Source organism: Solibacillus sp. CAU 1738 (assembly GCF_039888725.1).
In the GTDB taxonomy this organism is placed as follows: domain Bacteria; phylum Bacillota; class Bacilli; order Bacillales_A; family Planococcaceae; genus Metasolibacillus.
The window spans coordinates 137969-151297 of the sequence record NZ_JBDQQN010000006.1 but is presented as its reverse complement, the minus strand read 5'-3'; the positions used below and the strand labels follow the sequence as shown (position 1 = coordinate 151297).

Below are 13329 nucleotides of genomic sequence, written 5' to 3'. Positions count from 1 at the left end.
TTTTATATATTATTCGTCATTTTTCACTAAATAACTATTTATGAAATTAACTCATCTAACTAAACCAAAATTTAAGTTTTTTCCGAGAGTATAAAGCTCCTGATGACACGGTCACTCGTGGTGTATATGGAAATAGTCCCATTAAAAGAAACAATTCGGGTGCTTATCAAATTAGTCGAATTCAATTAACAAACGGTAACTGGTTGTTACCATAAGAACATAAAAAACCTAAAGGGACACTCCTTTTAGGTTTTTTACAAAATAAGGTTATTTATTATAACGAAGTTCAAAAATTACAATTATATGTACAAATATAACTATTCTTAAAAGTATGGTAATTTTTTATTAATATTTAAAGGTATAATTTAAATAAGAAAATAAAAAGGTGGTATAGAATATGGAATTTGCAAATTTTGCAATGAATTTTTTACAAATATTAACTCTTATTTTAATAATATCCGTTATATCATCCTTCTTATTCAAAAATAAAAAAGCATTAATCTCTTTAACGACAAATTTCCTTTTATTGGTGTCTGCGAATGTATTCTTCATTTTACAGATTGATTTTATACTAGATAAATTCCCGAATTATTTTTTCTGGATATTTGCATTGCTAATACTTGCGTACTTCAACTTTATTAGAGACTTTTATTCGTATATAAAATCCAAAAGGTCCAATCGAGCAAACTAGATTACTTAGGACACATTGCCGCTCAGATACTTGGGCCACGGGAAAATGTTGAAGTAGGGGAACCTTTAGACAAGGTAGTTTATAGATTTTTTTGAAAAGAACAGAATTGTAATACGATAAGCTGAATAATATTCGAATAGCCTCTTCGGTTTTAATAGCTGAAAGTGGTTTTTTTATGGGAAAAAACGGAGTATAAATTGAGGCTTTTCATAATTTGGACAAAAAATAAAAACAAAATATGTAATGCTAATTCTTTCAATTGCAATTGAATCTCTTATTTTATAAAATAGCAAACATGGTTCAATTAAAGTACTTTAATTGAACTACTGGTTTTATAATGAGAAGGTATTTAGAAAGGAATTACTAGATGAAGTTTACAGAGTTTTTGAAGAGTAAAGGTGCCACCGCCGCTTTATTTATGGGGATTTTTTATGCAGTGTGTATGTTAGGAATCTTTTTGCCAGGTTATACGGCAATTCCAGGGAATATAGATCAATTACAAATTGCCATTATTAATGATGACAAAGGGGAAGCTGGAGCTCAAATTGCAGATAGCTTAGCAGAACAGCTTCCATTTAAAGAAATTAAAACGGATATATCGAATAATGCAGCTTTAGAACAATTAGAAGAAAACGAATTGGCTTTAGTTATTCATATTCCAGAAACGTTTTCAACTGATTTGCAAAAGGGTGAAGTATCATCAAGCATTGATTTCACGCTTAACGAAGCAGGAGCGACAGTTGTAGCATCATCTATGAATCAAATTGTTTCACAAATTAACGCGCAATTAAGTGCTCAATTTTCACAGCAAACAGCACAAGGTATTTTAATGAACGTTAATGTACCTGAAGAGCAAGCAAAAGAAATGGCTCAGAAGATTGAAAATAGCTATGTAGGAAATATTGTTACAATTAATGATATGCCAGACGGTATGCATAATAATATGTTACCAATGTTTTTAACGATGGCCTTATATGTAGGGGCGATGATTGCATCAATGCAATTAGTTGGAGCGTTTAAAGCAAATCGCGGGAAAGCTACTAAAACGCGTCTATTCATTTATGTACAATTAACAGCCATTATTATTGGTATTGTTGCTGGTTTAGTTTCAGCCGGTATAGCAGTAGGTATTAATGATTTAAGTGGTGAATTATTCTTCCAAATTTGGGGACAACAAGTCCTGAATTATTGGACATGCTTTAACTTCACAGCAATTGTAGTATTCCTAATTGGGGAAGCGGGTATGATATTAAATATCCCGATCTTATTAGTCCAAACAATTGCGAACGGTGCAACAATTCCACGGGAAATGATGTATGCACCATATGAGTGGGCAAGCTATATTTCACCGATGTATTATTCTGTACAAGCTTATTTTGCTAATATTTTTGGTAGCGTAAGTGTAAGCCCATATTTAATTGGATTAGGTGTAGTTGGTTTAGTAGCGATGTTAATTAATATTTTAATAGTGTGGTTCCTCCATAAGCCACTACCAGTAGCTGAAGTGTAGGATACAAAAGAATCTGTATATGTTTAAATTCTGCTGAAGTAAATGTTTAGTTTTGATACAATAAAGCTAATATTTGCCTAAGGAGCTGAAACAATGGCAATTCAAATTTTCATTCTGACTAAGCTTATGGAAGAAAATAATTATCCTTATAAATTAAAAAAACAAATCTCAGAATTACAGCCTCTCGAAACGATAAATGGTCTGACTGAAAGCAAGTTATATTACCATTTTGAATCATTAGCGAAGCAAGGCTTTATTGAGGTAAAAGAAGTCATTAAAGAAGAGCATCGACCAGATAAACAAGTATTTGCGATTACTGAAAAGGGTCGAGAAGTCTTACCGAAAAAGATTTATAAACTTTTTGAAAACGCAGATACAATCGGCGATATGATTATTGGTTTAGCCAATATGAAATATGTAGATCGTGATAAAGTCATCGCTATATTAGAAAAAAAGGTAAACATGATAAAAACGACTTGGGACCAGATGTCTAAATTTGAGGGAAAACATTTTATTGGACCGGAGTTAGAAGTATTAGCAGACTTTGTGAGCGATTATGCAAATTATAAAATAAACACCTCTATAGAGTATTTTGAGAGATTGATAAAGCATATTCAAAAAGAGGAAATATAGGAAGAAGGGGACGTCTGAACAGATGCCCCTTCTTGTTATTTTCTAAATAATACTATTAAAAATCTCGATAACTTTGTAGAGCATTTATACATACAAAATCCCACAACTCTTTGATGAGCTGTGGGATTATTCGTTTTTCATACTTCTTCTTGGAAATAGATTTTATAAAACTTTCGATTTGTTGCTGCATCATAGCCTACTTCAATCAGTTCATCTACTTGCTCGATATCACGTACATTCACCTGAATTTCAATGTTGGAATCGAGTTTGATTTTACGCTTATAACTTTTCTCTGCCTTTGCAATGGCGCTTTCGGAAATGACAGTTTCGTATGGTTTTACCGAATTGACGATAATATCTTTTTGTACAGGCTCTGCCTTTTCAAATACCGTTTCAATATAGTCATTTACTTGGAATTCTTCTTCATTTCTAAAATAATCTAGTGTTTTGTTTAAAAAGCCCAATTTCTCAGTACTCGTAAAACTCTCTTCTTTTAAAATATATTTTTTGCATTCTGTTAACGCTAAATTCGTCTTATGATAATGTTCGTCCGCTACTTTAATCTTTAAAAAACGTTCTTGCCAGTAGACGACATCTTCTTTCCTTCTTGTTTTCATAAAGACAGCAGGTGCTTCGTCTGCCCCCATATCAACGATTACGGCCATATTATTGATTTTTTTAACATTAATACCGTCAATTCCACTTACAATCATTTTGTTCTGCTCGTTTTTCACATCTAAAAACATTTCTTTTTCATCAATTTTTACGATGGCTATTACCTTTTTTGCACCTGTAGACATTAAACAATTTTCAAATAACCCAATAAACAATTCTCCGCTTTTTATATTTGGATGTCCAGAAGCACTTTGTAAGTGAGTGGCGATATTCTTCGATTGTTCTAGGAAACTATTTTCCTCATCGAAAATAGCCTTCACATACGTATACACTTCATTTAATCCAATATCCGTTTCGTGAAAAAATTCGTATTGCTGTTCCAAATCGATTTTGTTAAACGCTAATTGTGTAAAGGCTGCTTCTAGTATTACCTCAGGACGCGTGAATGCCTCTTCTCCTAAAACAAGCGCATCGCCTACATAATGTACGACATACTGTGCTAATTTACTATCACTTACTTCTAGCATGGTCTTCACCTTCTAATCATTAGTTGTAGAGAGTTTAACATATCATATTTGACACAATAGTTTCATGTATTTTAAATAAAGCCCTAAATTATTTTTTAGGTGAAAATAGTATGTTTTGCTGGCTTGTAATATGAATATATAAAATCAATCGGTCTTAAGATTACCATTTTGTGTATAATGGAACTGTGGAATAGTTTGATTGAAATAGTTGTAGAATTAAAGGTTTCATTAAAGTACTGAAGAATTGCACATAAATCATTGTACAGTTAAGTTATTTTTGAGACTTATATAGAAGTGAGGTATGATTCTTGTTTTTCGTTCAGATGTCAGGATTTCCAGGATCGGGTAAATCAACTCTAGCACGTGAGATTGCAAAAAGAACAGGAGCTATTATCATAGACCATGATATAGTAAAATCAGCTTTATTAAATACCATTATTGAAGATGCAATCGATGTAAAAATTGCTGGCAAAATATCTTATAATATTGACTGGGCCTTAATTGATTTTTATTTATCGCAAGGGCATAGCGTAATACTAGATAGTCCTTGTTTATATGATGAAATGATTGAAAAAGGGTTGAAACTATCCATAAAATACAATGTTAAATATAAATATGTAGAGTGTTACTTCGATGATTTTAAAGAGATAAATTTAAGGTTAAAAACTCGTGAAAGAATGGTAAGTCAAATAGAAGAAATAAAATCAGAAATAGCTTTTAAACATACTATTCATAATGCTAAAAAACCGTCCAATTATAAGTGCATTACAGTAAATACAGGACAGCCGTTAGAATATTATTTTCAAGAAGTAGTGGATTATATAAATTATTAACCTCCCAATTAGTGTAGCCCATCTAACAATTTTAAGAGAAGTATAGGTTGAACCAATCCTATGCTTCTTTTTTATTTTTGGGGCTTTAATAATCCTTAGGAAAGGCGTCGTTACTTATCGTAATTTGCTCCAACAAAGAAAATCGAAGAGCCAATCTTAAATCTTAGGGGAAGTATCATATATACATTTACTATAGTTAATACTATAATATTAAATATATGTAATAATATAACAATATGCGGGCGTGTATTTTATATTTTTCAATACAATATGTTGAATATATTAGATTTGTTTTCAAATATTTATGATGTTCTTGATTAGTATCCTGCTAAAAGACTGATTATTCTGTGTTTGTCACTTAATATATCATGTCCAATTCATCCATAACCACACCTACTATGTACGTTTGTTCATACAAAATAGTTGTAATGTTTCCTCGTTGCTTTAGATTGTAGTTGAATCAAGTAGTAAAAGTCGTATTAGTGATAATAAGATACTTATTTTATACAGCGAATAGAAAAAGCTATTAGAGAAATTACTTGGGGGATGCCTATGTGGAACATGTTAAAGACTAACTTAATTCTAGAGAAATCAAATAAAAAAAATCTTTTTGCTTGTATTATAGTCGTAGCATTTGTTTTTGGCTTAGTATTATTTATTCAATCGGAGGAGTTAGGCAACTCAATAAAAGACAAATCGGCGGAATTTCAGTCGCTTGCTATAGCGGTGAATAAATTTCAAAATGTTGACGCTTCTGATAATAGTAATGCTAGCGATATATATAAGAATTTAGTGCTTCAGAAACAATTGGTAGCTACTCAAATTGCGGCACTAAAATTGAATAAACCGGATCTATTTCTGAATACTTCGATAGAACTCACGAATTTAAGAGAAAAGTCATATGATATGGAGGGATTTGATAAAGTTGCGAGTCACATTCCTTCAAAATCAGAAAATCAATTGAATGGTGTACTCTATGAATATATGAAGAAAACTGGAATGGCCATATCTATAGATGCTTTATCTTTTTTTCAATTTCTCGCATATCTATTTGCTTTGATAGGTTCAATTTGGTTTATTTTTATGAGTATTTATTCATCTGGAATCATGGTTGAAGATTTCCAACATACGTCATTAATAAAAGGTTATCCTATCACGTTTGATAAATATGTTCTCGCTAAATGTACCTCCTCCATGCTCATTGTAGGTGTATTTATTATAGAGCTCTTTATTTGCAGCCTGCCATTAATTTATTTTAAGGGATTGGGAAATCCTTCTTATCCGATTGCAGTCTTTGACGGTGATTTTAGCGTGTATCCAATCTACAAATACTTGCTTGTTTGTATACTGTATATGATTGTTATTGCTATTTTTACAATACTACTATCTGTCATTTTGAATGTTCTATTGAAAAATATGTATTTGACGCTGTTTGTGCAGTTGTTATTGTATATTTTCCCTATATTATTTCCAACCTTGATGAATCTTGTTCCATTTAATCCTTTTAACTATTTGAATATTACTAGCATATTGCAAGGTGAGACGCTCAATCTTGCAAACCCCGTCGTATTAAATAGCACACATGGACTTATTTATATTGGGATAAGTATTGTCATAATGGTAGTCATTATAAAGTTATTCTTGACTACCGGAAAACTAAAAAGGGTATAGGGGGAATGATGTCATGTGGGCGTATTTTAAGTTTGAATTTTTGAATTTTATCGGCAACAAGAAGAACATTGCAATTTATGTCATTCTACTTTTTTTTGCATGTTATTATGCATTAAAAATAGCTCCAACATATGACCCTATTGAAAAAGTAGATGTAGACGAAATAGAGGCACGGTATTTAACGAGGGAAGAATTTTTAAGTACTGTTGTGATCCATGATGATATGCATCCTTTAACTTATTTTGCTACACAAATATATCCTGAATGGAATTATTACGACAAAGAAAGATTAGACGCTATTAAAGACGATAATTTGAAATTGTATGCTGAGGCTACAACTAAGTGGTATACGTATTCGGATAGTTTGATATATAAATTCGGAGGGGACATGATATTCTACAATGCAGGGTATTACACGTACGGAAACGATTATCCGACAATGGATGGTCATTATGCGTATTTATATTCTGCGAGTCGCTACGAAGGGTATGCAACAGGGAAATCGGATTTATCTATCAATGTTTTTGAAGAAAGGACAGCGTTACAAACATTGCAACGGCTGTTACATTCTTATTTGCCGTTGATTCTCATTGTAAGCTGTATACTCTTCACAGCTGATATCGTGTTGAAGGATCGACGGAACCCAACCCTGTTACAAGGGTTACCACTTTCAGATTGGAGAAAGCTGATTATTAAAGGTGGGGTTGCCTTTTTAGGTAGCATTTTAACGATACTTCCACTTTCAGTTGGACTGATAATCATTGGTGTACGAAATGGATTTGGAGATTTTTCTTTACCAGTACCTCTTTCTATACCCTTACCAGCCCTATCTACTAATGAACTAACATTTGAAAGTATAAGTATGGGAGAGTATTTAATTCAAAACATGTTGCTCCTTGTTTTGTGGTTTTTGTTAATCATTTCAGTATTACTATTTGTTAGCGTATTGATAAAAAACGAATTTGCTAATTTATTGGTAGGTTGTGTGTTTATTTTTGCTGAATTTTTCTATTTCAGTAGAGGTATTGGCTACTATTGGGATGTTCAGTGGTTTCCATCGAGTTATGTACAAGTAGGACAGGTTATTTCGGGATATAGGACCTTTCTATATGGATTTGAAAAACTCACATTAAGCAATGGACTCGCAGTATTGGGATTAAGCACATGTATCTTTCTGTTATTTACTTTCTTAATAAGTAATCATAGAAAGTTTAAGCTACTATAGGGATGGGGGAACGAGATGATTGAATTAAAAAATATTGGTGTTCAGTTTTCAGGTAGGGACATATTAAAAGATATTTCTATAACGTTCAATTCAGGAGAAATTATCGGTCTGGTAGCTCCGAATGGGACGGGGAAGTCAACGCTGATGAATGTCATTATGAATTATATTAATCCCAATAATGGGAAAGTCGTTTTAAATCAAGAATTAGAATATACAAGCAAAAAGAATGAAGTGAAAATCCATCAACTAGTATCCATGATGCCTGATCAAAGTGACTTGTATAATCATATTTCAGGAAAAGAGCATTTAAAAATTTATTCTTCCATGTGGAATAGTGATCCAAAGTTAGTTGCTAGTACAATAAAAACTCTAGGAATGGACTCTTATATAAATAAAAATACAGGAACGTATTCTTTAGGAATGCGCCAAAGACTTTGTTTTGCGATGCAAATTGTATCAGATACACAAGTCATGTTAATGGATGAAGTAATGAATGGTTTAGACCCAACGCATGTCGAGCTTATTTCGCAAATACTAGTACAAAAAAAGTCTGAAGGAAAAACGATTATTGTCGCTTCACATTTACTCGAGAATTTAGAAAAATATGCTGATCGTATATTCTTTTTCATAAACGGAGAGTTAACACATGTGAATGTCATATCTCCAGGGTTTGATGAAAAAGAAATGACAACTGTTCGAGCAACAGAAGTGACAGATACAATAAAAGAAAAGTTCTCACAAGAGTTTCCTAACACAAACTTACGATCATTGCCAAATGGCGCTACTCTTATAGATGTTCTCGGATTTGATTCAGAAGAATTAAGTAATGTTGTAGAATTTTTGAAAGAAAATGAAATAACAGAGTTTAGTTTTGGAAAAGTAACATTAAATGACTTGTATTCCATGCAATATCAAAAAGGCTGATGTTACAAAAATCTACACTGTTTACCCCTTTGGATTAGTTTCTAAAGGGGTTTTTTATAAATAAAAGTGGATTAGGAAGTGTTTAAAGGGTTTAATGGTTATTTTGTGGAATGAAGTGGTGTAAAGAGATTAATGGTCTATAAAAATTACAGGAAGTGTTGAATAATGACTGAGGATTTAAAATCAGATTGTAAAAATTGCTTTGGACTGTGCTGTGTAGCATTGCCCTATACAACATCAGCAGATTTCCCTATTAACAAGGAAGGGGGAGAACCTTGCGGGAATTTATGTTCAAATAATTCTTGTGCTATACATGATCGATTGAGGGAAAAAGGCTATCGTGGATGTGTATCTTATGAATGCTTTGGTGCTGGTCAGCATGTTTCACAGGTTACATATCAGGGGAAAGACTGGCGAAAGAATCTTGAACAGGCAGAAGAAATGTTTGCTGTTTTTCCTCTTGTACAACAACTACATGAAATGCTCTTGTATCTCAAGCAAGCTCTTACTTTAAAGGAAGCCCAATCATTGCAAGCTAGTCTACAAAAAATTTACGAGGAAACGGTTGAACTAACTGTAAAAACGCCTAAGGAAATTTTGGGAATTGATATTATTGCCCATAGAAATAACGTTAACACTTTATTAATAGAAACGAGCAAATTGTATCGAGCCGACTTGATGAAAACAAGTAAACAGAAAAGAATAAAGAAAGGCCAAAACTACTTAGGTGCAAATCTAAAAGGATTGTACTTACAAGGAGAAGATTTTCGTGGAACGTTAATGATAGCAGCAAATTTAAGCGGTAGTGACTTGAGAAAAGCAGATTTTATTGGGGCGGATCTCCGAGACGCAGAGCTAAGTGGCGCTAATTTAACAGAGACTCTTTTTCTTACTCAATCGCAAATCAACTCAGCAAGAGGAGATATTCATACTAAAATTCCAAGCTATTTAGAAAAACCAAATCATTGGTTGGGGTGAAAATATGGATCAAACATCTTTATACAATCGATTATGTATGGAAATAGAAACATTAAAACATTGTGTTTCAAAAAATTTTAATAAAAACGTAAACCATATAAAAAAATGGACAGTAGATTCTATTACTAGTAAATCACTTAATTTTACGACAGCAGGAGTTTACCGTATTCATGGGTTTGCGAATATTTTGGAAAAAGAAATACCATGGTCACTTGTTTTAAAAATAATTCAACCAGAACATGTAGAAAAGAATAATCCACAGCACCACAACTATTGGAAACGAGAAGCATTGGTTAATCAGTCAGATATTTTAACCAATCTGCCCTCTGTTATTAACACTCCTAAATGCTACAAAGTTGAGGATCAATTAGATGGTTCAGTATGGATATGGATGGAAGAAATAAAAGAAAACAACGACAGATTATGGTCTGAAAGCGAATATGCTTTTGTCGCTCGTCAATTAGGTATTTTTAATGGTACTTACATTATGGATCAAACCATTCCAGAGAAATCATGGATTTGCCGCCATTGGCTTTCATCTTGGATTAAGAGCAGCAAACAATATTCTTGTGATGCAACTATTTACTACCCACAGATTCACCTATCGAAAAACTTTGAGGATATATGGAACTCCTATATGATTTTAAATGAAAATATCGATAAGCATCTTTATACTTTGAGCAATCTTCCACGTGTACTTGCTCACCAGGATTTAAGCAAACAAAACATGTACATTCATACTGATTCAAAATCTGAAAAAAAAGCTAACGTTAATTGATTGGCAATTTTTAAGTATTTCAGGATTAGGCGAGGATTTAGGGAAATTATATGGTGTTGCGATGAGTCAAGGACATATTCCAAGTGATCAAGGAGCCTATTATCAAGATTTATTATTCACAAATTATATTGAAGGACTTATGGATGCTGGTTGGAAAGGGGATATTACATTACCAAGGTATGGGTTTTGCGCTTCTTTTGCTTTACGCAGTGTATGGGAAATGCCCAAATTAATCAAGTTGGTTGCAAATTCACAGCTAGAAAAAGGCGAAATTCAAATAAGCATTATCGAAACACTTGAGCGTATTGTCCGTCTCCAAATGGATTTAGGGAAAGAGGCGAATAATCTGATGAGAGAAGTAAATCTTTTGAAGTAAGAACATGCTAAATGAATAGTAAGGTTTTTGCTCTATTGTTATTGTCAGTTTGCCTTTTCAGTATTTAGTCCAATTCCATCTTCCTATAAATCCCAATATATTATAGGTGGGGTGATGAGATGGGGAATATTAATCTTAGAGCGTTAATGGATTCGAATAAAAAATTCGAGAAAGTTTGGGAAAGTATAGATCGGAACCATCGTATTTTATATTTTCAATTAGATAAAGATGATGAAGGTATTCCTGCTCATTTTCATCCCAATGGTGAAGATAGCGCTATTATATTACACGGAGAGCTTACTTATGATATAAGTTTTGACCATCAAATAAAAGCGATTGAACATGACATTGTATTTGGATGGACGAATGACGTACATGGCTATCATAATAAAAGTCAAGGTCCGGTACATATACTTGTATTCGCAACACCGGAACAGAATCCGAGTTTATATGAACAAAACCAAATATACACACATAAAGATAAAAAAGTACGAAAGGCAAAACTTAATCAGTATTTTAAAGAAATTTCCTCAAGTCGTATGAACTTTTCAGTAGGACGCATTGAGAAATACAAGCCAAATATTTTAATTTATTATTGGAATACGAAGGAATTAATCGAAGTAAGGCCAAGTAATCACTTTCCCTTACCGAATCAAGATTGTCTAATTATTTATTTTAAATAAATGGTTTATTGAAGGATTAGTATGAAAGATATTTAGCTTTATTGCGAATAGGCAGATTTGATACAGGAAATCGTCAATCTTTATATATAAATGTTATTTTAACAGGGGGAAGGACTTTGTTTGAAATCAGGTACTTGAAAGACAATGAAACGAGTTTTTTAATGCAGATGCTTTATGAATCAATACATATAGAGGAAGATAAAAAACCACCATTAGAACAATTGCTTCATACTAAAGAATTGAAGAAGTATCACCAAAATTGGGGAAGAAAAGGTGATCAAGCGTTAGTAGCAGTCGTCGATAATAAAGGAATTCAATTAGGTGCAGCATGGTATAGATTATTTAATAGTGCTGAACATGGATATGGCTACGTGAATGACAATACTCCAGAGCTAGGAATTGCTATTAGAAAAGAAGCACGAGGAAAAGGTGTAGGCACTCAATTGATGCATGCTATTATTGCTGAAGCAAAAAAAGCAAATTTTGAAGCACTATCTTTAAGCGTGGATCGTGATAATACGAACGCAATATATCTTTATCGAAAACTAGGTTTCGTAGATTTCGCAGATGATGAAACTTCAATCACGATGTTATTGAAATAGTGGGGGCCATTCTAAAATTTCGACTTAATTAAATTATTCTATTAAGAACCGACATTGTAAGCAGGAGTGTCGGTTTTTTTATTATAAAGAATGCGTATTTTTATCTTCTGTAAAACACATCTAATAGTTTACATGTAATTTTAATTTCGAAATTATTACAGCGTTGCTTCAAATGTAATGATTAGTTCAGCTTAAGTTCATATAAGTCATTTATTCTTAGAATGTAAAAAGGAATGGAGGAGTTAATTATGAACCTTGCTTGGAAAGAAATTAAGAAAAATAAAGTAAGATTTTTAATATTAGGTTCAATTGTGTTTCTCGTTAGTTTACTAACTTTTATCATTTCTGGTTTGGCGAATGGATTGTCACAAGACAATGCCGCCCTCATTAAAGATTTACCAGAAGGACAATTTTATATGAATGAAGATGCAGATGAAAAATATAATCTGTCAAAAATCGATAGCGATATCCAAGAGGATATATTGAACAAAGAAAAAGATGCAGTAGCATTTTCAATTCAAATGGGCTTTTTAAATGATGAGGATGATAAACAACAAAGCGTCGCATTTGTGACATCTACTGATTCAAAGTTATTTGAAAATGTGAAACCTGGAGAAGTTATTTTAGATAGCTCATTGAAGGAAGCTGGTATCAAAGTAGGCGATACCTTAACGAACAACCAATTTAGTGGCGAGTTTGTTGTAAAGGGCTTTGTGGATCAAAAGAAATACAGTCATGCGCCTGTTGCTTTTATCAACATGGTGAATTATCAAGAAATTTACCGAGTTATGGAAATGCAAATGGTTTTCATACCAGGTGCGGATTCTTCACATGAAATCGCTGGATTACAATCATTTTCAAATAAAGAGTTTCTAGGTACAATTTCTAGTTATAGCGCGGAGCAGATGTCATTAAATATGATTATTTGGTTTTTAGTAGTCATTAGTGGCATGTTGTTTGCGATCTTCTTCTACATGATGAACGTTCAAAAAATTGGGTTATACGGAATTTTAAAAGCAATTGGTGTAAAAACAAGTAAGTTATTCAAAATGATTTGGACACAAATGCTTATCATTACAGTAATTTCACTTATTTTGTCTGTCACACTTAGTCAAGTTTTCAATATGATTGCACCAGAAGGTATGCCATTTAGTTTAACTTTTGAAACAACAATGCAATTGTCTATCGTATTCTTAGTCATCGGATTTATCGGGGCTACACTCTCAGGACTACAAATTAAAAAAATCGAACCATTACAAGCGATACAGCAAGGAGAGGCTTAA

The 13329-nt window shown here is 32.6% G+C and carries 13 protein-coding genes; 12 read left to right on the top strand and 1 reads right to left on the bottom strand.

Annotated features, from left to right (window positions below):
* The first annotated feature begins 1058 nt into the window (after positions 1-1058).
* Positions 1059-2201: a YhgE/Pip domain-containing protein gene (locus AAFN87_RS16665; protein WP_347792195.1), complete on the top strand. Its 1143-nt coding sequence runs from the start codon at positions 1059-1061 to the stop codon at positions 2199-2201.
* Positions 2202-2294: 93 nt separating this feature from the next.
* Positions 2295-2834: a PadR family transcriptional regulator gene (locus AAFN87_RS16660; RefSeq protein WP_347792194.1), complete on the top strand. Its 540-nt coding sequence runs from the start codon at positions 2295-2297 to the stop codon at positions 2832-2834.
* A gap of 137 nt (positions 2835-2971) precedes the next feature.
* Here AAFN87_RS16660 and AAFN87_RS16655 read toward each other — a convergent pair whose 3' ends face one another.
* Complete coding sequence (locus tag AAFN87_RS16655) at positions 2972-3976, bottom strand: nucleoid-associated protein (RefSeq protein ID WP_347792193.1); 1005 nt, start codon at positions 3974-3976, stop codon at positions 2972-2974.
* A 308-nt stretch (positions 3977-4284) separates the two neighbouring features.
* On the opposite strand from AAFN87_RS16655, the gene AAFN87_RS16650 reads away from it, so the two are divergent.
* From AAFN87_RS16650 to AAFN87_RS16605, 10 genes are all read left to right on the top strand, one after another.
* Positions 4285-4809 (top strand): P-loop nucleotide/nucleoside kinase family protein, encoded by a 525-nt coding sequence (locus AAFN87_RS16650; RefSeq protein ID WP_347792192.1) that lies wholly within the window; start codon positions 4285-4287, stop codon positions 4807-4809.
* Positions 4810-5361: 552 nt separating this feature from the next.
* A complete protein-coding gene (locus AAFN87_RS16645) occupies positions 5362-6480 on the top strand; it encodes an ABC transporter (RefSeq protein WP_347792191.1) in 1119 nt (372 codons plus the stop codon).
* 13 nt (positions 6481-6493) lie between these two features.
* Entirely contained in the window at positions 6494-7705 is a 1212-nt protein-coding gene (locus AAFN87_RS16640; RefSeq protein ID WP_347792190.1) for an ABC transporter permease, read from the top strand.
* A gap of 15 nt (positions 7706-7720) precedes the next feature.
* Positions 7721-8629: an ATP-binding cassette domain-containing protein gene (locus AAFN87_RS16635; RefSeq protein WP_347792189.1), complete on the top strand. Its 909-nt coding sequence runs from the start codon at positions 7721-7723 to the stop codon at positions 8627-8629.
* 165 nt (positions 8630-8794) lie between these two features.
* Positions 8795-9607 (top strand): pentapeptide repeat-containing protein, encoded by an 813-nt coding sequence (locus AAFN87_RS16630; RefSeq protein WP_347792188.1) that lies wholly within the window; start codon positions 8795-8797, stop codon positions 9605-9607.
* Between the two features lie 4 nt (positions 9608-9611).
* Positions 9612-10385, top strand: coding sequence for a hypothetical protein (locus tag AAFN87_RS16625; protein ID WP_347792187.1), 774 nt, complete (start codon positions 9612-9614; stop codon positions 10383-10385).
* A 61-nt stretch (positions 10386-10446) separates the two neighbouring features.
* Positions 10447-10761 carry a hypothetical protein gene (locus tag AAFN87_RS16620; protein WP_347792186.1) on the top strand — a complete coding sequence of 105 codons (315 nt, stop codon included), beginning with the start codon at positions 10447-10449 and terminating at the stop codon, positions 10759-10761.
* 119 nt (positions 10762-10880) lie between these two features.
* The gene (locus tag AAFN87_RS16615; protein ID WP_347792185.1) at positions 10881-11444 is read left to right on the top strand and encodes a cupin domain-containing protein; all 564 of its coding nucleotides are present in this window, start codon (positions 10881-10883) and stop codon (positions 11442-11444) included.
* Positions 11445-11560: 116 nt separating this feature from the next.
* The gene (locus AAFN87_RS16610) at positions 11561-12046 is read left to right on the top strand and encodes a GNAT family N-acetyltransferase (protein ID WP_347792184.1); all 486 of its coding nucleotides are present in this window, start codon (positions 11561-11563) and stop codon (positions 12044-12046) included.
* 248 nt (positions 12047-12294) lie between these two features.
* Complete coding sequence (locus tag AAFN87_RS16605; RefSeq protein ID WP_347792183.1) at positions 12295-13329, top strand: ABC transporter permease; 1035 nt, start codon at positions 12295-12297, stop codon at positions 13327-13329.